The organism is Fibrivirga algicola (assembly GCF_011742925.1).
Taxonomy (GTDB): domain Bacteria; phylum Bacteroidota; class Bacteroidia; order Cytophagales; family Spirosomataceae; genus Fibrella; species Fibrella algicola.
Genome location: NZ_WAEL01000010.1, coordinates 259,443 through 282,879 on the forward strand (window position 1 = coordinate 259,443; position 23,437 = coordinate 282,879).

The window sequence follows — 23,437 nt, forward strand, 5'->3', positions numbered from 1 at the left end:
TCAGCTAGCAAAAATTGAGTATAAATGACCAGTTAGTTGCGGGTTCCTCTTCGCTATCAACTCCCTGACGGAATCGTGTTTGATTGAAGCCATAACTAATTGGTCATTCGATACCAATTCTTTGATAACTATTCATTATACCCTGTGTATGACAAATTGTTTATTCTACCCAGAGTACTAATCCTTTCAGGTAGCCACCTTCAGGGTGGAATAAACTAACCGGGTGGTCAGCGGGTTGGCTGAGGTGATGCAACACACGTACCTGACGGCCTGCTTCAATGGCGGCCGCTACTACAGTGTTGTAAAAGAGCTCTCGGTCAACCACTTGCGAGCACGAGAACGTGAACAGTATACCGCCGGGCGCTACGCGTTTCAACCCCTCAACGTTCAGCCGCTTGTAGCCCTGCACAGCCCGGTGCCGCGCCGATAAACTCTTAGCGTAGGCGGGCGGATCGAGCACCACAATATCGTAATTAGGGGTGTTAGGCTCTTTCAGGTAGTCCATCACATCAGCCGCGATAGCCTCGTGCTCACCGGCGAACCCAGGATTGGCCGCCACGTTCTGGTTAGTCAGGTCAATGGCTTTTTTCGATACATCAACTGAGTGCACCAGTAAGGCGCCGGCCGACAGAGCATATACCGAGAAGCCACCCGAATAGCAGAACGCGTTCAGCACGCGTTTACCTGCTGAATAGCGAGCTAGTAGTTGCCGATTGTCGCGCTGGTCGAGGAAAAAACCGGTTTTCTGCCCTGTAATCCAGTCAACGAGGAAAGTATGACCGTTTTCCTGTACCGCGCGGGGTGTTTCGGTCCGGCCGTAGCGGTAGCCGTTTTGTACGCCGGCCGCATATTGTTCGGGCAAGGTTTCAGCGCTCTTGTCGTACACGGCTACTAGCTCAGTTCCGAAAACGCGTTGCAAGGCTTCAACGATAGGCTGCCGCTGCCGGTGCATGCCGATCGAGTGTGCCTGCAATACCGCCACACCATTGTACATATCGATGATCAGGCCCGAGCAGCCGTCTCCTTCGCCGTGAATGAGTCGGTAGCAATTGGTCTGGGCGGGAATCACGCTGGCCCGTACTGCCCGAATATGAATGAGTTTTTGCTCCCAGAATGCCACATCCGGCACAATGGGCTGACCGGCTGTATGGGCTGCGAATGAGAAAAGACGTACCTGAATGCTCCCGTCATGAAAATGGCCTGTGCCCAGGTACGTGGCTCTATTGTCGAAGACCTCAACTACGTCGCCATCGTCTATATTATTGTCAGGTGCAGTGCCTTCGCGGCGGGCAACAGCGCCTGAGAAGACCCAGGGGTGGAACCGTCGCACGGCTTCGTCGCGACCTTTTTGCAGAAAAATCTTGGGGTAATTCATGATGCAAAGGTAGTGAAGTGCTTGCGGGCAATGATAAATTCACTGATTTCGGTACTTTCACATGTCAAATCAATCAACTAATGCAAACCAATCGACGTGATTTTTTGAAGCAGGCAGGTCTTCTGTCTGCGGGTACACTGGCTCTTGGCTCAACCCTGACCGACGCACTGGGGGGATCTATTAAAACCTTCGGACTTCAACTATACAGTGTTCGTGATGTGCTACCGGCTGACCCTAAAGGGGTTATGACGAAATTGGCCCAGATGGGTTATAAGCAGTTTGAAAGTTATCAGGGCGACAAGGGATTCCTTTGGGGTATGGAACCCGCCGCCATGAAATCATTCCTGAATGGCCTTGGTGTGAAGATGGTTAGTACCCACTTCGATTTTAAAGGGGCTTCGGAAAACGCCGATACACTTCAGAAGTACATCGATATGGCCAATGGTGCCGGCCTGAGTTATATGCTTTGCCCGTACATTGGCCCTCAAAAAACGTGGGATGACTGGAAACGCGTGGCCGATAGCTTCAACCGGGTTGGCGAAGCCATTCGCAATGGCGGCCTGAAATTCGGGTACCACAACCACGATTACTCGTTCCGGCCGCTCGACGGTAAACTACCGCAGGAATACCTGCTCACCCACTGCGATCCGTTGAACGTAATGTTTGAACTGGACATGTGCTGGATCGAAGCCGCTGGCCAAAGTGCCGTTGATCACCTGAAGCAGTATGGCAACCGCTATGAACTGTGCCACATTAAAGATTACAAGAAAGAAGCCAACGGTAAAGTGGTGCAGCAAGACATGGGTCAGGGTGTTGTGAATTACAAAGCCATTCTGAAACAGGCTCGCAAAAGCGGTATGAAATACTTCCTGATCGAGCAGGAGGAATACCCTGGCCCATCAATGGTCAGCCTGAAGGCCGATGCCGATTACATGAAAAAATTCAAGATCTAAACCGGGCAATCCCGATCATTCTTCCCGTACTTTGAACAGCCGCTTGAGCCAATTTTGTTGCTCGGCGGCTGTTTCTGCTTTACCGCCCTCGTCGGGAAACTGACGGGCCAGCTTCTTCAAATCGGGCTGACCAGCGTCGACCCAACAGGTGTACCAGAAATCGCCCACCATTTTGATCGAGGCGCGCATCTGTCGCTCTACCTGACCGCGAAGACGATCATGGTACTGCCGGGCAAAAACTTCGGAATAGACCTTTACGGTTTGCCCATTCCGGTCTTCAAAATTCCATTTCCGGCTATCGCCTGCTTCGGCGGTGAGTTCCCGTTCAATCGCCAGCACTGAATCGAGCGCAGCATGGGCGTCGAAAACGGCTCGCCAGGCTCGTTGCTGCGGTCGTTCAATGTACTCGGCGGCCCCCACAACAACGTCATAATTACCTGTGAAGAGCTCCGGAAGGCGCGACTCCCAGAAACCATGAATACCTGTCTGGCCCGTTAGCTGTCCATTGTAATTACGAGTGGTGTGCAGGGGCACGTTGGCATCGGCGATGTAGTGGCCAATATCGGCTGAGAGACGAAGGATCTTGGGTACGTTCCGTTCCTTAAAGGCCTCGGTAAGCTGGTATTTAGCCAGTTGAATATGCCAGGGAACGATACCGTGCATAGCCAGTGTGTCGGCCCCATACCGCTCGGCGGCTGCGCTCCAGCTACGGGGTAGCGTTTCGCGGGTGGTATCGGCATACATGTCGAGATCGATGAAATGGCGGGGTGCTTCACCAACAACAGCGTACCGGCGTTTGTCGGGATTGACGGCGTTGTCGGCCAAAAACTGAATGCGACTTTTAAAGAGCGGCATCATCTCGGGAGGCAGGGTAAAAACCGCCATTCGGTTGATGTGCTGGTGCGCATAGAATCCCCAGTTTGGGGCCGTTGGGGCCGGGCGGGGCAGAGAAGCCAGCGACTCAGCGCGTGTGATAAAAAGCAGGCTAGACCACACGAGCAACTGGACCGCAAAAGCGATTATGGAATATTTTCCTAAAAAAATACCCAACCAAATTCTATTCTTGTACATTTGTCAAGTCGTGGTACTATTTGAAGGTATAGTAAGATCAATCAAATAAATGCACGCAAAAAAGCAAATAAAATTCGGTTAAACGACATAAATTCCAAATCAATGCAACGCGAATCTAAAGGATATGCCCTCATTGTAGGCCTCTTTTGCATCCTCGGTTTATTAATCTACGGAGCGTACTCACCCGCTCGCAAAGCCCAGAAACAGCAGATTTTCTGCTTTTCTTTCACAGATGAGGCAAATCCAAAAGCTGTAGACAAGCATATGCGCGATTTTGCTGCTCTTCGGCACGATATTCCACAGGTCGTTGGTTACACCGCTGGAAAGACATTTCTGGTTGGTAAAGCCGATTCTGAGTATGATGTCATGCATTATCTGACATTTCAGAACGAAGAAGACATGAAAGCATTCGAGCAAAATCCAGCCTACAAAAAATTTGTCGACGAAAATAAAGACAGCTGGGATAAGACGTTGGTTGTGAACGCTGAGATACAGCCTTAGTCTGAAATTGATTAAAAAAGTAAAGGGGGTTAACGCGAAAACGTTAACCCCCTTTACTTTTTTAATCAATTTCAGCTGATAACCTAACAGGTCTTCACCATGTCAACGACTGCTTCGATCCAGAGCGGGCTGTCGTTTAGGCTCTCAACGAGTTGCCAGTGCTCGCCACCATGCTCTTCGAAGAGTTCTCTGTACTCCTCACCTACTTCGATGGTTGTTTCCAGGCAGTCAGCGACGAAGGCGGGCGAGAAGGCGAGCACACTCTTGATGCCTTTACCGGCAAAGAGCTTGATCTCGTCGTCGGTATAGGGCTTGATCCAGGGGTCGTTGCCCAGACGCGATTGAAAGCTGGTTGTGTATTTGCCTTCCGGAATGCCTAGTTCTTTCACAAGGCGGCGGGTTGTTTCGAAACACTGGGCGCGGTAGCAATGCTGGTTATCGGCGCGTAAAGAGGCACAGCAGTCACCGAATTTGCAGACCGACTTAGCCACATCACCTTTACGAATCTGGCGCTCGGGCAGGCCGTGGTAGCTAAACAGGTAGTGATCGTACTCCCGCTCATTCATGTACTTACGGCCGCGCTCAACAAAGCCCGCGATGAATTTGGGATGCTCGAGGAAGCGGTTTACAAAACGGACCTGCGGAATGACCTGCCACGTTTTCAGAATATCCATCACCTTCTCGTACACCGACCCCGTTGAGGCCGACGCATATTGCGGGAAAAAGGGAATAACAACAATATCGTTGAGGCCCAATGTCTGAAACTCAGCCAGACCCGTGTCGATACTGGGACTCTGATACCGCATGGCCAGTCTGACCACATAGTCGTCGCCTAATTGCTCCTGTACCATCCGGGTTACAACGTGCCCGAAATGCTTCAGTGGCGAGCCATTTTCATTCCAGAGCTCGCGGTACACCTTAGCCGATTTTGGTGCCCGAAAGGGAGCAATAATGCCGTTGACGAGTATGAAACGGGCGATGTACGGAAAATCGATGACACGACCGTCCATCAAAAATTCGCGCAGGTATTTCCTGACGTCGGGTACACTGGGACTGTCGGGCGTACCCAGGTTGACCAGCAGAACGCCGGTCTTACCGACGGGCTTAGACGTCGTTCCGGTGGCTGTGGTATGGGGAGATTGTAAAGCAGTGGCTTCCATGAGTGAGTAACGGTTTTTGGCCGAAATCGGTTTACGGTGGAACGCAGGTTACTGTCGGTACTCGTTGGTGTAGCGGGTGAACCCTGCCGCAATGCCAAACCGAACAAATGCGTAATGATCGTTGAAGTAGATGTTATATGGGTCTTCGCCGTAGTAGCCAACGGTAGTAAACAGGCCCGTGTCGCGACTGAACGGCGGAATATACCAGATACTCAGCTCGGTATTTAACCGGCGTTGAACGGCCCCAGATGGCCAGTCAGTCAGCTTATTCACTGCGTAAGAGGCCTGTAGCGTTAGCCGTAACCGTTCTGTTGCAGTAGCGGGGGAGCCATTGGTGCTGGATTGCCTCATTACACGGTACGTTGCCTGACTAAGTAAGCGACCAAACCCGTAATGGCCCGCTAGCCCATCCGAGCCATTGAAAAACGGCGCATGCCAGCGATAACCGAGGTTATAGTACGTACCGTGGTGGTTGCTGGTGTGTGTGCCCCAGTTATAGGTAGCTTGGATGTAGTTGGTCGAAAAATCGCCCGTTTCGGTATTATAGGTGCCATCGGGCCGAAAGACAGCGCCGTCCTGTCCGTTGGAATGGTGGAAGAACTGTGCCTCAACATACTTGTACTGCGCCACGTCTGAACTGAGCCGGTAGAATACCTGCGTACCTAACCGAAAGCTTGGCGTGCGGATGGGAGACGACCGGTCGGTGCGGGTACGTGCCATGAACCGTTGGGTGACCGCCACCGATACGCGCGATTTGGCACTCGCTAACAAAAAGTAGCTGGCAATCAACTCACCGTTGATCACGTACCTGGATGGTGCCCCCAGCTCACCGCCGGGGGCGATGTATGAGAAATCGCGGTTCCCCCGGAAGAATTCATTGTATCGGTGATTCCGGAACCTGACCGAATCGATCCGGCTGGCTACGATAGCCGTGTCAGCCGGCGTTGATCCGGTTTGCCCGTAGGTGAGCGATGCGTACAGCAACGTACCTACCAGGCTCATCCAACAGACATGGAAAGTAGTCATAACTGACTCGATGCTTACTGAGCAGGCCGGTCGAAAGACGTGTAAACAGCATTCGACAAGTTGTCGAACACCTTGATATCTGACAATTCGCGGGGACCACGTTTGCCCGATAGCTTAATTTTACCCAGCGTCTGATAGTCGGTCCAAGGCAGGATAAAACCAGGTTTTTCGTCGGTGTATTTGGCATAGTAAGCCCACTGTGATACCAACCGGGTAGTCTTGTCAACCCAGATCTGGTACTTGTTGTCGGGCGTGTTGCCTACGCCTTTGAATGTCAGTTGCAGCAGATCGGCTGGCTGACCAGCTTCGGTAGTTCCGGTACCCAGGTCTTTCAGGGTTACGCCCGAGTCTTTCAGTTTGTAGGGCATAACCAGCCAGTAGGAGTCGTTGATCCAGGCGCCCTTTGCCGATTTGACAAACTTGGCTACCGAATCAGGATTTGTTTCTTCCTTACCGTTCCGGAATACGCGCCCTTTGTCGGTATTGATGTTCAGCAATACGGTCTGGTCATTCTTGAGGTTGTCAATCCGGACATCACCCGTCCATTTGTCCCAATGGAGGCGACGTGAGCCAAAAAAAGTCCAGGCAATATGGTGCGTGTTATCCCAGGCTTTGCGGCCTCCCTGAGCAGCCATTACCTCGTCCGCAATTTGCACCGCACGCGGATCAGAGCCTGCCATGTCGAAGCCGGTAGCGGCGGGATTATTCATTTTTTTCTGCGCCAGCAGGGGCGAACTCAGCAACAGAAGCAGCAGGAGTAGAGGGCGATACGTGTTCATTGATGGTGACTAGGTTTGAACGATACGACAAAGAAAGTTGATTCAATTCATTTATTTAGTCAATGTAATTTAGTTTTGTATCGAATTCATCTATAAAGGTCTTCTGTTCCTCCATGACCCTTACTCAACTCGATTATATTGTTGCCATTGATACGCACCGTCACTTCGCCACTGCTGCTGAGCATTGCCACGTGACGCAGCCAACGCTGAGCATGCAGATTCAGAAGCTGGAAGATGAGTTGGGGGTCCTGCTTTTCGATCGGTCGAAGCATCCGGTTGTGCCGACCGAAACAGGACAAATTATAGTTGCACAGGCCCGGGAGGTGCTTCAGGCATCGCGTCGGATTCCTGAACTAGCTAAAGAATCACGCGATGAGGTTGGAGGTGAACTGCGCATCGGTATCATTCCTACGCTGGCTCCATACCTGTTGCCTTACTTTATTGGTGCGTTCATGGCGCGTTACCCAGCCGTGACGATCCAACTGCAAGAGCTACTGACCGAGCAGATCGTTGAGCGGCTGCGCAATGGCCTGCTTGATGTGGGCATTGTGGTAACGCCGCTTCGCGAAAACAGCATGAGCGATATTCCACTCTTCAACGAGCCTTTTATGCTGTATGCCGCCGAGGGTAACGCGTTGCTGAAAAAGACCGCTATCAACTCGGCCGACCTGACCAATGAGGGCCTCTGGCTATTGTCGGAAGGCCATTGTTTTCGCGATCAGGTGGTGAATTTATGCGGTGGGCGGCATCAGGGTAATGCTGGGTTGCGCTACGAAACGGGGTCGCTAGAGACACTGGTGAAGCTCATTGACCGGCAGGATGGCTTTACGTTGCTTCCTTACCTGGCCACCATCGACTTCGACGCTACCCGCCAGAAGCGACTCCGCCCATTCAAAGACGTGGCACCCGTGCGCGAAGTGAGCCTGGTCATGCACCGTAGCTTTCTGAAGCGCAGTCTGATCAACGCCCTTCGGCGCGAAATAACGGCCAATTTACCCGAGGGCGTGAAGCCGCTATAAGCAACGGTGAGCCTGCTTCTGTTTACTAATTAAGTAGTTGACAGGTAATTGGTTAAAACCAGGGGCGCTTCACTTTGAAACTTTTCTTCAGACCCCGGATGAGGAGGAGTGCACCAACAACCCCGAACACGATCGCCAGAATCGTGATGTTCAGCACGGCAAACAACAGGGCTACGGCAATGACAATGATCGAAGCTTTCAGCTGCCATGAAATGCGCTGCCACCAGTTCAGTTTTTTGCGGGGAGGCAAGCCCAAAATTTCCCGTAATGTCTTCTTGGGCTTCGGTCCTGGTTGGTGTTCGCTAGCTGGGATCGAAGTTCCTGTCTCATGCGCGGATTGAAGCAACCGGCGGGCGTTGTTTTGACGCTGCCCGATACGTTCGGCAGTAGAATAGGTGGTGCGGACAGGGCCATTAGCCGTGTTTCCCGTCGGCTCCGCTGGTAGCTGTGCATAAGCGACGGGCGTCTGTGCCGGAGCCGGTTCGCTGGGTACGTTGCCAGGCAGACTCCCCGGTAATTCGTCGGCAGGCTGGTCTGGTGTAGGCTGCCCGGCCAAAGCTGGGTTGGCAGACAGGTCGGGATTGGTCGCCTTTGGAACCGGCGAGTAAAACACCTCCCGATTGCTGCGCTGAAACTGGGCAACAGGGCGCTGACAGGCCGAGAGCCCAATTAGGAGGCAAACCGTGAACAAACCGGTAGCCGAAGCGATGCGTGATGGAGCTGGATTAAAAGACATTGCCCTAACAACGAGCCGAGTTAGGCGGCTGGTATGTAGGTGCCTGCGAAAAGTAGCTAATAGGGTAGGAGTAGTGCGTACTGGTTGGCTACTTTTACCGCAAAGATTTTTTGCATGAAACTATTCCGCTTCGGCCCTGACGGCCACGAGCAGCCCGGCGTATTGCTGCCAGATGGCGCTCATCTCGACGTTACACACTTCGGTGGCGACTACGACGAAACATTTTTCGCTACCGCAGGCCCCGAACGGCTGGCGCACTGGCTCACCGCCCATGCCGCACAATGCCCCCGTGTTCCGGCCGATACCCGGTTTGGTCCCTGTATCAAGCGGCCGTCGAAGATCGTCTGTGTGGGCCTCAATTACGCCAAACATGCTGCCGAAACAGGTGCCACGCCGCCCGCAGAACCTATTTTATTTTTTAAATCAACAACGTCGCTCTGTGGTCCTAACGACAACGTGGTGATCCCCAAACGGTCGGAGAAAACCGACTGGGAGGTAGAACTGGCCGTGGTAATTGGTAAACGGGCCAGCTACGTTGAACTCGACGAGGCTATGGATTATGTAGCGGGCTATGCCGTTATCAATGATTACAGCGAACGTGCCTTCCAACTGGAGCGAGGCGGGCAGTGGGACAAAGGCAAAGGATGCGACACGTTTGCGCCGCTGGGGCCTTACCTGGTTACCCGCGAAGAGGTGCCTAACCCTAACGCTCTGGGTTTATGGCTGTCGGTAAACGGCGAAAAGCTGCAAGACTCTAGTACCGACGATATGATTTTCGACGTACCCACGCTGGTTAGCTACATCAGCCAGTTCATGACGTTGCTCCCTGGTGATGTGATCTCGACGGGCACCCCGTCTGGCGTAGGGCTTGGCCTGAAACCACCCCGTTACCTCAGCCCCGGCGACGTGGTTGAACTCGGTATCGAGGGGTTGGGCGAACAACGTCAACTGGCCGTTTCGTATCAATGACCAGTCATCGATGATCAAGTAGCGAAGGCGCTGCCAGCAACGTACCTGAGCACCGCTATCACTACTCGAACTTGCGTATTGACCACACTGACTTATGACGATAGACGCGCATCAGCATTTCTGGCTGTATAATCCAGACCGTGATAGCTGGATCACCGACGATATGTCGACCATCCGGCGTGATTTTTTGCCGGCTGATCTGGAGCCGGTCCTGGCTGCCAATGGTATTGATGGCTGCGTGGCGGTTCAGGCTTCGCAGACCGACGAAGAAACGATGTTTCTGGTTGGTATGGCGCAGGCCTACGATACTGTGAAAGGTGTAGTTGGTTGGGTCGATCTGCAGGCCGCTAACCTGTACGACCGCCTGGAAGCGTACTCGCAGTTTGAAGAGATCCGGGGTTTCCGGCATGTAGCGCAGGCCGAACCTGACGATTTTCTGATGCGTCCTGAGGTTGTCAAAGGCATTAAGCAACTGGCTGCCTTTGGTTTTACATACGACATTCTAATCTATCCGTCGCAGCTAAAAGCAGCCTTGCATCTGGTACGGTCAGTCCCCGACGTGAAGTTTGTGATCGATCATATGGCTAAGCCTGTCATTCGTCAGCAGGAGATAAGCCGCTGGTCGAATTTTATGGCCGAGATTGCCAAACAGCCAAACGTATCGTGCAAGGTGTCAGGCGTGGTTACTGAAGCCGACTGGCAAAACTGGAAAAAGGCCGATCTGTTCCCTTACCTGGATGTGGTTTTCGAACAGTTTGGCCCTGATCGGTTATTGTTCGGCTCCGACTGGCCCGTCTGCCTTGTTGCCGCCGATTATACCCAGGTGAAAACGGTGGTGGAAGACTACCTGGCACCTTGGGGATACGACGTTCGCGCGAAGGTATTTGGCGGTAATGCGGTGAAGTTTTACGGATTATAAAGCTACGTCGACCCCGCCCCTTTATTGCAAGTTGGGGTGGGCTTGATGTGAAAAACGATATATCATGGATTTACACTTAAATGATAAAGTAATCATCGTTACGGGCGGCGCCCGTGGCATTGGTGAAGGCATCAGCAAGGTACTGGCCGCCGAAGGGGCCATCGTGGTTATTGTAGGCCGTAGTGCCGGCAACAACGACAACACCATTGCCAGCATTGAAGCAGCGGGCGGAAAAGCCGTTAGTGTGGTAGCTGAGTTGACCGATCCAGAGGCTTGCAAACGGGCTGTCGATGAGGTGATGAACCAGTTTGGTCGGATAGACGGACTGGTAAACAACGCGGGCGAGAATGATGGCGTAGGTCTGGAAAACGGCAGTTACGAGGGCTTTATGTCGTCGTTGCACAAAAATCTGGTGCACTACTACCTGATGGCTCACCATGCTCTGCCCGCCCTGAAAGCGTCGAAAGGGAGCATCGTCAATATTGGCTCTAAGGTAGCCACCACCGGTCAGGGAGGGACATCGGCCTATGCGGCGTCTAATGGTGGCCGAAATGCCCTCACCCGTGAATGGGCGGTGGAACTGCTGCCTTACGGTATCCGCGTGAATGCCGTTATTGTGGCCGAATCGTGGACACCCCTGTACGAGAAATGGATCAAAACATTGCACGATCCGGAAGCGACACTGCAAAAAATTACCAGTAAGATTCCGCTCGAGCACCGCATGACCACTACTGCAGAACTGGCCAACACGGTGGCATTTCTGTTATCGTCGCAATCGAGTCATACTACTGGCCAGTTAGTCTACGTCGACGGCGGCTATACCCACCTCGACCGGTCTATTTCTTAACCGGTTCACCGTTTGCTGTTTGACGTGGCGCTGCTTTGACTCAACCTGTTCTAGTAGCAGCGCCACAGCAAACGGTATCCCCTCCCTTTCTCCTAAACCCTTCGCTTAAAACATGGCTGCTATCCCTGTTACGCCAACGTCTACGCCAACCGGCACGCCGGCAGGTACTCCAACCCAGTCGTACACTCTGGCCTTTGCGCTGGTGACGAGCTTATTCTTTCTATGGGCCTTTGTGCACAACCTGGAGCCAATTCTGATTCCGCACCTGAAGAAAGCCTGCCAGCTATCGGACCTTCAATCGGCCCTGATCGACTCGGCGGTGTACCTGGGCTACTTCATCATGGCCATTCCGGCCGGGCTGGTAATGAAAAAGTACGGTTACAAACGGGGTATCCTGGTGGGGCTGGCGCTGTATGCGTTTGGTGCGCTGCTGTTTGTGCCCGCCGCCAACACCCGGGTGTATAGCCTGTTTCTGGGGGCGTTGTTCATCATTGCGTCGGGTTGTGCGTTTCTGGAAACGGCCGCAAACCCCTATGTAACGCTGCTAGGCCCACCCGAATCGGCCACCACGCGACTGAACCTGAGCCAGTCATTCAACGGACTGGGTTCGTTTCTGGCTCCGTTGATTGGCGGTAAGCTAATTCTAAGTGGCATTGAGCATACCCAGAGCGAACTAACGGCCATGACCCCCGCGCAACTGGACGCGTACCTGCAATTTGAAGCCAACTCGGTAAAAATGCCGTACCTGATCATTGCCGGTCTGGTACTGGTTGTCTTACTGCTGTTCGTGTTCATCAAACTGCCTACTGTACACACACACGTAAGCGAGCGGGTGTCTACGTTGCGTACCGCGCTGAAACACCGGCAGTTAGTTGGCGGTATTGGTGCCGAGTTTTTCTACGTGGGCACACAGGTCTGCGTTACGAGCTTCTTTATCCGGTTTGCCAAATACACCAGTGATATTCCTGAGAAAGAGGCTGCTGAATTGCTTGGTTTCGCCATGCTGGGTTTCCTGATTGGCCGGTTTACAGGTACGTTCCTGATGCGGTATATTGCTCCGCAACGCCTGCTGACGATCTATGCCGTTATCTGCATGGCCCTGCTTGGTGTGGCGCTGTCGTCGCACTCAGAAGTAGCTGTATGGGCTCTTTTTGCTGTTCCGTTCTTTTTGTCGATTATGTTCCCAACCATTTTTGCGCTGGCGATCAATCGGTTAAACGAAGACCGCGAACTTGGCTCCTCGCTGTTGGTGATGGCCATTGCCGGTGGGGCGTTCTGCCCGCTGCTGATGGGCTGGATCTCAGACCAGACTAATATTCAACTCGCTTACATTGTACCCATGTTCTGCCTGACCGTTATTGCCTGGTATGGCTGGAAAGGACACGTTGTGAACGAGTAATGTCACGCGGACTTGAGTCCGCATTTAACAGATAAACTGCGGACTCAAGTCCGCGTTATGGTATGACCTACGCACTTGCGCTTGACCTGAAAGACGACGCGGCCCTGATTGCCGAGTATGAACACCACCACGCCAACCCGCGGCCCGAGATTGAGGCTAGTATCCGGGAGGCGGGTGTGACGGCTATGAACATTTACCGGTTTGGCAATCGATTATTTATGATCATGGAAACCGACGACACGTTTTCCTTTGACCGTAAAGCTCAAATGGATGCTGCCAACCCCGCCGTGCAGGTTTGGGAGCAACTCATGTGGGGTTACCAGCAAGCCGTTCCTGGTGCTAAGCCTGGTGAAAAATGGGTGTTGATGGACCAGATTTACAGCCTGACCTAACCGAAAAGGCCTGATGTTCAACCAAGCATCAGGCCTTTCTTTAGTATGAATTGTAAAGTTTACTTGACAATATGAAAAGTTTGTTTGATACTTATGCTGTCAACTAAACTTGTCATACGCATGTACTCGTCCCTGCTTTTGCCTAATCGATTTCAGCTTATTGGCTGGTTCATCTTTATTGCTGCTTTAGCGCTTAGCTTACTTGTTAATGTCTACGGGTACTCTGTTGATTGGCTAACAATTACAGTTCCTGTGCATTCGCTGACTGCCGGATACAGACAGTTTCACACAAACGATCTGAATCTGACCGACACGCTCCTTATTGTGGGTTTAATTGGAGGCATGGGGCTTGTTGCCTTCTCTCGTGAGTCGGTTGAGGATGAGATGATTGCTCAATTAAGATTGAAGGCGCTTCAATGGAGTTTGCTGGTCAACTATGTTCTGCTGATTGGTGCCACGTTGCTGATTTATGGATTTAGCTATTATTCAGTGTTGGTATACAATCTATTTACGCCGTTGCTGATATTCATTTTGCGCTTCAGGTGGCTTCTTTATCGCAATAACCAACTGATGGCGGCATGAAGAATAAACTGAAAGTTGCCAGGGCCGAGGCCAATCTGTCGCAGGGCGATTTGGCCGAGCGTATCGGCGTCAGTCGGCAAACGATCAATTCCATTGAAACCGGTAGGTACGTTCCCTCAACGGTGCTGGCGCTTAAATTGGCCGCCGTATTCGCTAGGCCAGTCGAAGCCTTATTCAGCCTTGACGAAACTGATTGACAATACCCTTACGGGCCAAATTTGTATCCTATTCCCTGACTTATGCGCTGTTCATTGCAGGAAGAGATGCCCGGCTGAATTACGGGAGTTAGCTTATGTTACGATAAGGTTATGCCAACAAAGCAGCCTAACCGTTGTTATTTCGCCTGATAAACTTGTAGTTTAGGCAAAAATCCACTGCCTCTTGACGCACTTTCAATTAAACACCTGCCTGCTTCGCCCCTGGCGTGAGGGTGATGAAGAAGCCTTGTCGCGACATGCCAGCAACCGAAACATTTGGAACTGGGTACGTGATTTTTTCCCCTATCCCTACAGCATACGTGATGCATCGGCTTGGGTACGGTCTAACCGGGCCACTCAATTGCCTAATAATCTGGCTATTGAGGTAGATGGTGAAGCCGTTGGTAACATCGGTTTTACCGTTCGTGATGATATTTACCGCTTCAACGCGGAGATAGGCTACTGGCTGTCTGAAGCATACTGGGGAAAAGGAATAATCTCGGAAGTGATGCCCGTTCTGGTCGATTATATTTTCAAGAACTCGCAGGTTAATCGCATCTACGCCTGCGTGTTAGAGGGTAACGTAGGGTCGATGCGGGTGCTGGAGCGTGCCCACTTCCGGCATGAGGCAATTCACCGGAAAGCGGCGGTGAAAAATAACAATTTCCTTGACGAACATATTTATGCGATGTTGCGCGAAGAGTACCGAGCGCGCAAAAACCAACTTTCATAAACGCCCCGTTTGTGGTTTCTTTGCGGGATTATTAGCCCCTTTTGCATGTCGAAAATCATCATTGCCGTAGACGGATATTCGAGCTGCGGGAAGAGCACCACGGCCAAAGCTGTTGCCGCCCGAATGGGTTACGCCTACATCGACACCGGGGCCATGTACCGGGCGGTGAGTTTGTACTTTCACCAGAACCGCGTTACCTACACCAATCCGAAGGAGGTGGCCGAGGCGCTCGAAAAACTGCACGTATCGTTCAATTTCAACGAAAAGACGGGTAGAAACGAAACGTGTCTGAACGGCCTCAACGTGGAGGAAGAAATCAGGAAAATGTACATTTCCAATATGGTGAGCGAGGTGAGCACCATCGTGGAAGTGCGGCGGGCTATGGTAGCCCAGCAGCAGCGGATGGGTCGTAAACGTGGTGTGGTTATGGACGGCCGCGACATTGGAACAAAGGTATTTCCGGATGCCGAGGTGAAGGTATTTATGACCGCCGACACGTTTATTCGCGCTAAACGGAGGCAGGTAGAGCTGCTTGAAAAAGGCGAAATGGTCAACCTCGACGATATCGTTCGCAACCTCGAAAAACGCGATCATATCGATAGTACACGGTCAGAAAGCCCTTTATCGCAAGCATCCGATGCGGTTTTGCTGGATACGTCGTTCATGATGATCGACGAGCAGGTTGAGTGGGTGATCGAACTGGCTGATCGTCGCATTGCTGAACTGCACAGGCAAGGCCATTTTGGTCGGGTCAACCCATGAGCCTGGCTGGGAAAGGAGCTGACGTACTGATTGTTGGGCAGGGCGTAGCCGGTTCGGTGCTGGCCCTGACCTTACAGCAACGAGGACTGTCGGTGCATGTTGTTTCGGCACCTGACCGGCCGTCTGCCTCGCTGGTGGCGGCAGGAATTGTTAATCCGCTTACGGGGCGCAAACTGGTGAAAACCTGGGAAGCTGATCGGCTGTTTCCGTACCTGCATCGGTTTTATAGCGACCTGTCCCGGCAACTCAACACGCCTTTTTTTACGCCGCTTGATGTGTACCGACCCTACCGTGACGAGAAGGAGCGGAGGCTTTACCAAACTATCGCCGCTGACCCTGAGTTGCTGCCTTATTTCAAGTCAGAGGTTGATGAGTCGGCCTATTCGACGGTAATCAATAATCCCTTCGGTGGTATCCAGGTAACGCAGGCGGGTTGGGTAGATCTGCCCGCTTTCGTAGCTGCTGTTCGTGCTTACTATATTGATAAAGCATGTTTTAGTACCGGTCACGTCCGTGTCGAAGATCTGACCATACAGCCCGACTCGGTTACGTACCTGGGCAATATATATCGCCATGTAATCTTCTGCGAGGGGCCGCACGGTCAGGAAAATAGCCTGTTTGGGGCGCTACCCTACAACATGGTAAAAGGCGAGATTCTGACTGCCAGCGTAGCCGACTACCCCCTCACGAACATTGTCAACCAAGGTATTTTCGTTATGCCCTTATCGTCCACGCGCATCCGGATTGGTGCTACCTATTCGTGGCATGAACTGGACTGGAAAACAACCGACGCGGGCCGGTCGTTCTTAGAAACAAAGGCACGTGCGTTACTCAAGATCCCCTTTACCGTTATTGATCAGCAGGCAGGAATCCGACCGTCAGTGACGGATCGTCGGCCGCTGGTAGGATGGCATCAAACGTACCCAGCTATCGGTATATTTGGTGGTATGGGCACGAAAGGCGTCTCGCTGGCACCCTATCTTGCCCATGATTTTGCCGATCAGTTACTGTTGGGTAAAGAAATCAATCCGGCCGTGAATATTAGCCGTTTTCATTCGTTATAAAGTGCAGTTTGTTTGACTTGTTCTCTACTCAAGATGCTTATGCGTCAGTTGTATATCCTTTCATTACTGTGTCTAGGGCTGGGTACGTCGGCTATGGCTCAGAACTACCCGTCGCTCGAACAGTTTGGCAAGAACCGGATTCAATACCGGACCTTCGAGTGGAAAACCGTGCGCACGTCTAACTTCGAGATCTACTTCTACGAAGACGGGGAGCAACTAGCTAATCTGGCCGCGCAATACGCCGAATCAGACTTCGACCGCATTACGGAGTTGTTGGGCTATACGCCTTACAACCGAATCAAGATTTTCCTGTACAACTCGCCGCAGGAACTAGCCCAAAGCAATATTGGAGTCACTACGCTCGGTGAATTAACCCGCCGTGAGCTGGACTTGTCGAAGTCGCGGGTAGAACTGGCTTTTTCCGGCGATCAGGTCAGCTTCCGTAAAGAACTGCTGCGCAACGTAACCATGCTCTTTGTATACGACATGCTCTATGGCGGTAGCCTGAAAGATGCCCTGCAAAGTTCGTTGCTACTGACCCTGCCCGACTGGTTCATGCCTGGCATGGCAGCCTACGTGGCCGAGGGATGGAGCCCCGAGTTAGACGATTACATGCGCGACGCCTCTATCAATGATCCTATCCGTAAGCCGTCTACCCTGAGTGGTATTGACGCTGAGCGGGTAGGGCAGTCGATTTGGAATTATATCGGGCAGAAATATGGGCGCGATAATATTTCCAATATCCTGAATCTGACCAGGATTATCCGAAACGAGCAGAACAGCATTCAAAGTACGCTCGGTATTTCCTATAACAAATTCCTGCGCGATTGGCGCGACTACTACGCGGGACAGGCCGCCCCATTTGCAAGCGCGTTTAAAAACAAGACCGACGATTTTCGAATCAGTCTGTCAAGTTCTAAAACGCCCGTTCAGTTAAATAGCTTAAAGCTCAGTCCCGATAAAGCACTCCTTGCTTATACTACCGTACGTGATGGTAAGTACAATGTAGAAGTGGTGAATACGGCTACCCGGAAGAAGTATAGCCTGATGTCGGGCGGGTATCGGCTCGACGGGTTGGCGTACAAACCCAACATGCCGTTGGTGACCTGGCAACGTGATAACAGGCTCGTTGTTTTGCTTGAAGAAAAGGGGCGCCCGTTCCTATATATATACAGTGATCTGGAAAAGCGTCCTAAACGTGTATTGCGTCAGGCTATCAGCGGGCTGGCACAGGTGACAAGCATGGATGCGTCGGCCGATGGAGGGAGTCTGGTGCTTAGTGCTGTACGGAAAGGACAAAACGACCTGTTCCTCTATAGCCTGAACCGGAACAACTACCAGCAACTGACCAATGATTTGTATGACGACCTGCAACCTCGGTTTGTTGGGCGCTCGGGGCGGCAGATTGTGTTTTCCTCGAACCGATTACAAGACACGCTGAACGTTGACAAGGGGTCGTACAAGTCGGTCCGTGATCAGTTCAGCATCTACACTATTGAGGGCAGCGCCCGGGTCGCTTCTGTTCGCCGCCTTACTGATTCAACGTACCGGGCCCTGGCGCCAGTTAGCGCCAGCGATAATGTTTTTTACTATGTCGGTGAACAAACGGGCATTCGAAATCTGTATAAGCGGCAGATTGAAGAGCAGACCGAAACGGCTGTAACGGCGCTACCAACCGGCATCATGCAATACGATTACCTGCCTGCGAACGGTGGGTTTGCGTACAGCAGCATACAGGATGGCACGTTATATATCGGATTCCGGTCGAAACTGCCGGAGTCAGAAACCCCATTGCCCATTACCCAGCGGGCGGTTAGTATCGGACTGAGAGCGGCCGCTAAACCTGCACCCAAGCCAACCGTAACCACTGATAGTGCCTTGGCCGGGCGCGACACAACCACGAAGTCTGCACCTGCTTCAGTAACAGTAGCACCTCCTGCGCCCCGCATGGCACTGCTTCCGGGCGAGGTAGACACCGACCAGTATGAGTTCGATCCCGATGTGTTGAAAGCGGCGGAGTATCGGCAGCGTCGGGCAGCGGCAACGGCTGCACAGGCGACCATTCCGGGTCTGAATACGCCCTTGCTCCGCAATCGTCGTCGTGAAAATGTAACCGTGCGGGGGCCATTTCCATACAGGGGGCTGTTTGTGATGAACGACGCAAGCTCAGCCTGGCGCATCGACCCGATCCGGGGCTTTGGGTACGTTCAAAACATAGCCCTGAATGATTTACTGGAAAACCACATTGTGAAAGCGGGTTTGTTTATTACAACAAACTTGAAGAACAGCGACATGTGGGCTGAATACCAAAACCTGAAGTATCGGGTTGATTACGGTGTGCGGGTCGACCGGCAAACGCTCTTCTTAGATGCCGGTGAGTTCAGCCAGCGGTTCCGGTTCAATAAGGTGGCTTTGACAGCATCTTATCCAATTTCGGTAAATACCAGGTTCTCAGTAGCGCCTTTCTACGTATTGACCCGCCAGATCGATCTCTCGTTTCAGGGGCAGGGCCAGCCAGATGCTGTGTCGGATTACGCTGGAGCCCGGGCCGAGGTCGTATTCGATAACACGAAAGTAAACGGGATGAACATGATCGAGGGCACTCGTTTAAAAGTGCGTTACGAGAATTATACCGGTCTGCGGGGCGTTGGTGAGTCGTTTAACCGACTGACGGCTGATGTGCGCCACTACCAGCATATTCACCGCGATCTGGTGCTGGCTCTTCGCCTCTCATACGGGCAATCGGGCGGTGCTGCGGCTAAGCAGAGTGCTGTGGGCGGGATGGAAAACTGGATCAATAACCAGAAAGAGAACGCTGCCACAAACCCGCTGGTGATCAACGAAATACGAAATAACATTCGTGACCTTTTCTTCCTCGACTTTGCTGCGCCGCTACGGGGCTTCCGCCAGGGCAAATTGGTAGGCACCAGCCACCTGTTATTCAATGCTGAATTGCGCTTCCCACTGATCCGCTATCTGTACCGGGGCAACATCACATCTAACTTCCTGCGTAACCTGCAGTTTGTTGGTTTCACGGATGTTGGTACTGCCTGGAACGGTACGAGTGGGCCTTTCAGTCGGGAAAACAGTTTGAATACAGAGCGCTTTGGCGGTGCGCCAACTCCATTCCGCGTTACGCTCACCAACTTTAAAAATCCATTCCTGATAGGCTATGGTGTTGGTGCTCGGACTATGCTGCTAGGTTATTACGTAAAGTTTGATTACGCCTGGGGCATTGAAAACAAGCTCACGAACAAGCCAATAGCGTATGTCACGTTAGGGTACGATTTCTAAAATTCATTCACTTACTGTTAATTTTTAACCCTGCCAAGGCAGGGTTTTTTTTATGTCGTCGCGTAGTAGCGCCTGAGTGCTATTGCCTAAGTGAGCCCCTCTTTGGCATAGTTTTAGCTAACCGTGCCGTCAGTCCCTTTCTCTCATTTGGACTTAAGTAAATAGTAGATACACTTAGCCAAATGTTGATTCCCCCCTCATAATCCAGAGTCACTTGGCTCTTAGGTTCGGTATACGGGTATTTGCCAGATGTGGCATATGCTTTGGCATAGTTTTAGATGAATTATGAGCGTACCATAGCCTACTTTCTGTTCAGCACTGTGTTCGCGTCAAAGTCGCGGGCGTCAGGTCTGAATTGACTGTATACTTATAGGCTGCTGGAACCCCCAAAATCGCTTCTAATTCCATCGCAGATGATTGTGACGTCTACACTGAATACTGTCCTTATCAAGGCCGCTTCAGCTCTGAATACACTTCGAAATACACGGATTCAATCGGCGTTCAAAGGCCAATTGCTTCACTTTTTTGAACGACTGATCCTCCAGTTGAGCTGCCTGCTTTCTGCGAAGAGCTTTTCATTACAGTTCAGACAGCTAAATGCAACTCATCAACCTGGCGGGCTTTCAGCTCATCCAGCAACGGGTAATCGGCCTGATAGGCCTCCTCGGTGGACAGAACCACCTGACTTTCGATCCAGACAGATACAGTTTGGCCACCTATCCAGCATACCTATTCTCCCGCTTGCAATGAATGATCTAATTTTACAAAACCAGTTTTTGCGTCGGATAAGCCCCTTTTGGGCGTATTTGATCGCTTTTCTGCATAAGCGAACTACTCCTGCTGTCTCTGGCAGGGTGTCGGTACTAGGGCGGGTCACGGTAGCTACCTGTATGCTGCTGGGTCTCGCTGTAGGGGCTTACGCGCAGACAGCAGGGGTCAATCTGAAACTCGAGAAAACGATCAGTAATGCCGCGCCAGCTTTAGGCGAAGTCGTTACCTACACGGTCGCGGTTACCAACATGGGGTCGGCAACGGCAACCAGTGTAGTGGTGAGCGAGTCAATGACGCCGGGCTTATCTACGTACCTCTCATCTACCGCTTCGGTTGGCGGGTTTACGTTTTCTACTGCCAGCTCCACCGGTAGCTGGACAGTGGGCTCAGTAAACCCCGGACAAACGGTAACCTTACAGATCAGCGTTCGGGTTGATGGAGAGGGTGTGGCGTTTAACTCGGCCGAAATTGCGTCCATGGACGGAACGGATACCAACTCGATTCCGGGCAATGGGTCACTGGTCGAAGATGATTATGACAACGCCTGCTTTTCGGTACCGCTTACTTGGTATGCTGGTGACGAATACATTGTTGACAAGCCAACCGGTTTTACTGCCGTTACGTGGTTTGTTAACGGGAATCCGATTTCGGCCTCAACTACTGAGGCAAGCGTTGATGCAGATGGGAACCTCCTTATAAAGGCGCCCGGCATTTTTTCGTTTAGCGGCAAACTGAACGGTTGCGATGTAAGCAACTGCTGTAATATTCTGGTCAACCCAGGATTGACGTCGTCACTGGGCGACTTCGTATTTGAAGACAAAAATCGCAACGGTATTCAGGATGCGGGCGACGTCGCTATTCCTGGTGTAACGGTAACGCTGTTCCTCAATGGTACCGCCATCGCCACTACTACTACCGATGTAGCGGGTGCGTACTCATTTACTGGTCTAACGCCAGGTACGTCGAATAGCTACAGTGTTGGTTTCACTACGCCGGCTGGTTTTATAGCAACTACACCATTATCGGGAACCGACGCATCTAAAGATTCAGATGCCGCCCCGCTCACTGGTAATACGTTGTCAGTGACACTGGCAGCCGGCGAATTCAACCCCACCCTTGATGCTGGTTTCTACAAGCCTGCCTCACTGGGTGATTATGTATTTAACGACGCTAACCGCGACGGGATCCAGGACGCAGGTGATACGCCGATTCCAAATGTAGTGGTGACCCTCTACCAGAACGGGTCGGCTATCGCCACGACCACGACCGACGCGACCGGTCTCTACTCGTTTACGGGGCTGACGCCAGGTACATCGAATACCTACTCGGTAGGCTTCTCTGCCCCAGCAGGCTTCGAGTCGACCTCGGCCAACATAGGCTTCGATGGGTTGGACTCTGACGCTGACCCAATTACGGGACTGACGGCGGGGCTAACGCTGAGTAGCGGCGAGAGTAACACATCGGTGGATGCTGGTTTCTACCAGTCGACCGCGGGCTTGGGTGACTATGTCTTCGAAGACAAGAATGCCAACGGCATTCAGGATCTGGGTGACGTGGCCATTCCAGGTGTAGTGGTGACCCTCTACACCAATGGCTCAGCTGTCGCTACCACTACGACCAACAGCTCAGGTCTATACTCATTTACAGGGCTGACGCCGACTACGCCATATGTGGTGGGCTTCGGTCAGCCGGCTGGGTACGTGCCAACGCTGGCGAACGTGGGTGGCGATGATGCCCTGGACTCAGATGCTGACAAGCTAACGGGTCTGACGGGTGTGTACTCGCTGACAGCTAACGAGTTCAATCCTACCGTGGACGCTGGTTTCTTTAAGCCTGCCTCCCTCGGCGATTACGTGTTTAACGACGTGAATCGCGATGGTATACAGAACGTAGGTGACTTGGCTATACCGGGTGTAGTTGTAACCCTTTACCAGAACGGGTCGGCTATCGCTACGACTACGACTGATGCATCGGGGCTCTACTCATTCACGGGTTTGACGCCGGGTTCATCGAATTCGTATAGCGTGGGCTTCACGGCTCCCGCAGGATTATCTGCAACTGCACCACTATCTGGAACGAACGGTAGCCTTGACTCAGACGCGGATCCGATCACAGGCCTGACTCTGGCGGTGACCTTGAGCAGCGGGGAGAGCAACACCACCCTGGATGCTGGCTTCTTCCAGCCAACGGCGGGCTTGGGTGACTATGTCTTCGAGGATAAGAATGCCAACGGCATTCAGGATCTGGGTGACGTAGCCATCCCAGGTGTAGTGGTGACCCTCTACACCAACGGCTCGGCTATCGCGACGACCACGACCAACAGCTCAGGTCTGTACTCGTTCACAGGGCTGACCCCTGCTACACCATACGTGGTAGGCTTCGGGCAGCCGGCTGGGTACATGCCGACACTGGCAAATGTGGGCAGCGATGATGCCCTGGATTCGGACGCGGATAAGCTAACGGGTCTGACGGGTGTGTACTCACTGACAGCTGACGAGTTCAACCCCACGGTGGACGCTGGTTTCTTCAAGCCAGCCTCCCTCGGCGATTACGTGTTTAACGACACGAACCGCGATGGTATCCAGAATACGGGTGACACGGCCATCCCAGGTGTGGTAGTGACCCTCTACCAAAACGGTTCGGCTATCGCTACGACCACCACGGATGTCAACGGTCTGTACTCGTTCACAGGGCTGACCCCTGGTTCGAGCAACAGCTACGCGGTGGGCTTCACGGCCCCGGCGGGTCTGTCAGCGACGGCTCCTCTGTCTGGAACGGACGCTAGTCTGGACTCTGACGCGGATCCGATCACAGGGCGGACTCTGGCGGTGACCCTGTCGTCGGGTGAGAGCAACACCACCCTGGACGCTGGCTTCTTCCGGCCAACG

At 52.5% G+C, this 23,437-nt stretch carries 21 protein-coding genes; 15 read left to right on the plus strand and 6 right to left on the minus strand.

The genetic code is table 11. The annotated features are described in order from the left end of the window. Positions 1 to 160: 160 nt before the first annotated feature. Positions 161 to 1,375: a class I SAM-dependent rRNA methyltransferase gene (locus tag F7231_RS23725; RefSeq protein WP_166693791.1), complete on the minus strand. Its 1,215-nt coding sequence runs from the start codon at positions 1,373 to 1,375 to the stop codon at positions 161 to 163. 80 nt (positions 1,376 to 1,455) lie between these two features. Here F7231_RS23725 and F7231_RS23730 point away from each other — a divergent pair, with 80 nt between their 5' ends. After that, positions 1,456 to 2,328: a sugar phosphate isomerase/epimerase family protein gene (locus F7231_RS23730; RefSeq protein ID WP_166693792.1), complete on the plus strand. Its 873-nt coding sequence runs from the start codon at positions 1,456 to 1,458 to the stop codon at positions 2,326 to 2,328. A 15-nt stretch (positions 2,329 to 2,343) separates the two neighbouring features. Here the strand turns inward: F7231_RS23730 and F7231_RS23735 are convergent, their stop codons facing one another. After that, positions 2,344 to 3,303, minus strand: coding sequence for a zinc dependent phospholipase C family protein (locus tag F7231_RS23735; RefSeq protein WP_374757386.1), 960 nt, complete (start codon positions 3,301 to 3,303; stop codon positions 2,344 to 2,346). Positions 3,304 to 3,501: 198 nt separating this feature from the next. On the opposite strand from F7231_RS23735, the gene F7231_RS23740 reads away from it, so the two are divergent. Further along, on the plus strand, positions 3,502 to 3,900 hold the full coding sequence (locus F7231_RS23740) for a Dabb family protein (RefSeq protein ID WP_085412702.1): 399 nt from the start codon (positions 3,502 to 3,504) through the stop codon (positions 3,898 to 3,900). An 83-nt stretch (positions 3,901 to 3,983) separates the two neighbouring features. On the opposite strand, the gene hemH is transcribed toward F7231_RS23740, so the two are convergent. Genes hemH through F7231_RS23755 form a run of 3 tightly spaced genes read right to left on the minus strand, consistent with a single transcriptional unit; the run spans position 3,984 to position 6,865 of the window. Continuing rightward, the gene (gene hemH, locus F7231_RS23745; RefSeq protein ID WP_085412703.1) at positions 3,984 to 5,060 is read right to left on the minus strand and encodes a ferrochelatase; all 1,077 of its coding nucleotides are present in this window, start codon (positions 5,058 to 5,060) and stop codon (positions 3,984 to 3,986) included. A 48-nt stretch (positions 5,061 to 5,108) separates the two neighbouring features. Continuing rightward, positions 5,109 to 6,086, minus strand: coding sequence for a hypothetical protein (locus F7231_RS23750; protein ID WP_166693794.1), 978 nt, complete (start codon positions 6,084 to 6,086; stop codon positions 5,109 to 5,111). A 14-nt stretch (positions 6,087 to 6,100) separates the two neighbouring features. Continuing rightward, positions 6,101 to 6,865, minus strand: a complete 765-nt coding sequence (locus tag F7231_RS23755) for a hypothetical protein (RefSeq protein ID WP_166693795.1) — start codon at positions 6,863 to 6,865, stop codon at positions 6,101 to 6,103. Between the two features lie 113 nt (positions 6,866 to 6,978). Here F7231_RS23755 and F7231_RS23760 point away from each other — a divergent pair, with 113 nt between their 5' ends. Beyond that, a complete protein-coding gene (locus F7231_RS23760; RefSeq protein WP_166693796.1) occupies positions 6,979 to 7,884 on the plus strand; it encodes a hydrogen peroxide-inducible genes activator in 906 nt (301 codons plus the stop codon). A gap of 52 nt (positions 7,885 to 7,936) precedes the next feature. Here the strand turns inward: F7231_RS23760 and F7231_RS23765 are convergent, their stop codons facing one another. Further along, entirely contained in the window at positions 7,937 to 8,620 is a 684-nt protein-coding gene (locus F7231_RS23765) for a hypothetical protein (protein ID WP_229370292.1), read from the minus strand. A gap of 114 nt (positions 8,621 to 8,734) precedes the next feature. Between F7231_RS23765 and F7231_RS23770 the strand changes: the two genes are divergently transcribed. The 12 genes from F7231_RS23770 to F7231_RS23825 form a co-directional block, all read left to right on the plus strand. Continuing rightward, complete coding sequence (locus F7231_RS23770) at positions 8,735 to 9,589, plus strand: fumarylacetoacetate hydrolase family protein (RefSeq protein ID WP_166693797.1); 855 nt, start codon at positions 8,735 to 8,737, stop codon at positions 9,587 to 9,589. Positions 9,590 to 9,683: 94 nt separating this feature from the next. Next, entirely contained in the window at positions 9,684 to 10,508 is an 825-nt protein-coding gene (locus tag F7231_RS23775; protein WP_166693798.1) for an amidohydrolase family protein, read from the plus strand. Between the two features lie 64 nt (positions 10,509 to 10,572). Continuing rightward, complete coding sequence (locus F7231_RS23780; RefSeq protein ID WP_166693799.1) at positions 10,573 to 11,355, plus strand: L-fucose dehydrogenase; 783 nt, start codon at positions 10,573 to 10,575, stop codon at positions 11,353 to 11,355. A 112-nt stretch (positions 11,356 to 11,467) separates the two neighbouring features. Next, positions 11,468 to 12,754, plus strand: a complete 1,287-nt coding sequence (gene fucP, locus F7231_RS23785) for an L-fucose:H+ symporter permease (RefSeq protein WP_085412710.1) — start codon at positions 11,468 to 11,470, stop codon at positions 12,752 to 12,754. Between the two features lie 62 nt (positions 12,755 to 12,816). Then, entirely contained in the window at positions 12,817 to 13,146 is a 330-nt protein-coding gene (locus F7231_RS23790) for an L-rhamnose mutarotase (protein ID WP_166693800.1), read from the plus strand. A 120-nt stretch (positions 13,147 to 13,266) separates the two neighbouring features. Beyond that, positions 13,267 to 13,728: a hypothetical protein gene (locus tag F7231_RS23795; protein WP_085412712.1), complete on the plus strand. Its 462-nt coding sequence runs from the start codon at positions 13,267 to 13,269 to the stop codon at positions 13,726 to 13,728. Then, the gene (locus F7231_RS23800) at positions 13,725 to 13,925 is read left to right on the plus strand and encodes a helix-turn-helix transcriptional regulator (RefSeq protein ID WP_166693801.1); all 201 of its coding nucleotides are present in this window, start codon (positions 13,725 to 13,727) and stop codon (positions 13,923 to 13,925) included. Before F7231_RS23795 ends, F7231_RS23800 begins: the two co-directional genes overlap by 4 nt. A gap of 184 nt (positions 13,926 to 14,109) precedes the next feature. Next, on the plus strand, positions 14,110 to 14,658 hold the full coding sequence (locus tag F7231_RS23805) for a GNAT family N-acetyltransferase (RefSeq protein ID WP_166693802.1): 549 nt from the start codon (positions 14,110 to 14,112) through the stop codon (positions 14,656 to 14,658). 45 nt (positions 14,659 to 14,703) lie between these two features. After that, a complete protein-coding gene (gene cmk / locus F7231_RS23810) occupies positions 14,704 to 15,420 on the plus strand; it encodes a (d)CMP kinase (protein ID WP_085412715.1) in 717 nt (238 codons plus the stop codon). Then, complete coding sequence (locus F7231_RS23815) at positions 15,417 to 16,484, plus strand: NAD(P)/FAD-dependent oxidoreductase (protein ID WP_166693803.1); 1,068 nt, start codon at positions 15,417 to 15,419, stop codon at positions 16,482 to 16,484. Before cmk ends, F7231_RS23815 begins: the two co-directional genes overlap by 4 nt. 39 nt (positions 16,485 to 16,523) lie before the next feature. Beyond that, complete coding sequence (locus F7231_RS23820) at positions 16,524 to 19,778, plus strand: hypothetical protein (RefSeq protein WP_085412717.1); 3,255 nt, start codon at positions 16,524 to 16,526, stop codon at positions 19,776 to 19,778. Positions 19,779 to 20,668: 890 nt separating this feature from the next. Beyond that, positions 20,669 to 23,437, plus strand: a 2,769-nt coding sequence (locus F7231_RS23825; RefSeq protein ID WP_208295671.1) for an SdrD B-like domain-containing protein, incomplete at its 3' end; no start/stop codon positions are given.

Bases quoted from the DNA above. Each gene is read 5' to 3' on its own strand.
- F7231_RS23780 (WP_166693799.1), top strand. From the start codon at position 10,573: ATGGATTTACACTTAAATGATAAAGTAATCATCGTTACGGGCGGCGCC.
- F7231_RS23790 (WP_166693800.1), top strand. From the start codon at position 12,817: ATGACCTACGCACTTGCGCTTGACCTGAAAGACGACGCGGCCCTGATT.
- F7231_RS23750 (WP_166693794.1), bottom strand. From the start codon at position 6,086: ATGACTACTTTCCATGTCTGTTGGATGAGCCTGGTAGGTACGTTGCTG.
- F7231_RS23730 (WP_166693792.1), top strand. From the start codon at position 1,456: ATGCAAACCAATCGACGTGATTTTTTGAAGCAGGCAGGTCTTCTGTCT.
- F7231_RS23740 (WP_085412702.1), top strand. From the start codon at position 3,502: ATGCAACGCGAATCTAAAGGATATGCCCTCATTGTAGGCCTCTTTTGC.
- F7231_RS23770 (WP_166693797.1), top strand. From the start codon at position 8,735: ATGAAACTATTCCGCTTCGGCCCTGACGGCCACGAGCAGCCCGGCGTA.
- F7231_RS23725 (WP_166693791.1), bottom strand. From the start codon at position 1,375: ATGAATTACCCCAAGATTTTTCTGCAAAAAGGTCGCGACGAAGCCGTG.
- F7231_RS23775 (WP_166693798.1), top strand. From the start codon at position 9,684: ATGACGATAGACGCGCATCAGCATTTCTGGCTGTATAATCCAGACCGT.
- F7231_RS23820 (WP_085412717.1), top strand. From the start codon at position 16,524: ATGCGTCAGTTGTATATCCTTTCATTACTGTGTCTAGGGCTGGGTACG.
- F7231_RS23755 (WP_166693795.1), bottom strand. From the start codon at position 6,865: ATGAACACGTATCGCCCTCTACTCCTGCTGCTTCTGTTGCTGAGTTCG.
- F7231_RS23815 (WP_166693803.1), top strand. From the start codon at position 15,417: ATGAGCCTGGCTGGGAAAGGAGCTGACGTACTGATTGTTGGGCAGGGC.
- F7231_RS23760 (WP_166693796.1), top strand. From the start codon at position 6,979: ATGACCCTTACTCAACTCGATTATATTGTTGCCATTGATACGCACCGT.
- cmk (WP_085412715.1), top strand. From the start codon at position 14,704: ATGTCGAAAATCATCATTGCCGTAGACGGATATTCGAGCTGCGGGAAG.
- F7231_RS23765 (WP_229370292.1), bottom strand. From the start codon at position 8,620: ATGTCTTTTAATCCAGCTCCATCACGCATCGCTTCGGCTACCGGTTTG.
- hemH (WP_085412703.1), bottom strand. From the start codon at position 5,060: ATGGAAGCCACTGCTTTACAATCTCCCCATACCACAGCCACCGGAACG.
- F7231_RS23800 (WP_166693801.1), top strand. From the start codon at position 13,725: ATGAAGAATAAACTGAAAGTTGCCAGGGCCGAGGCCAATCTGTCGCAG.
- F7231_RS23795 (WP_085412712.1), top strand. From the start codon at position 13,267: ATGTACTCGTCCCTGCTTTTGCCTAATCGATTTCAGCTTATTGGCTGG.
- fucP (WP_085412710.1), top strand. From the start codon at position 11,468: ATGGCTGCTATCCCTGTTACGCCAACGTCTACGCCAACCGGCACGCCG.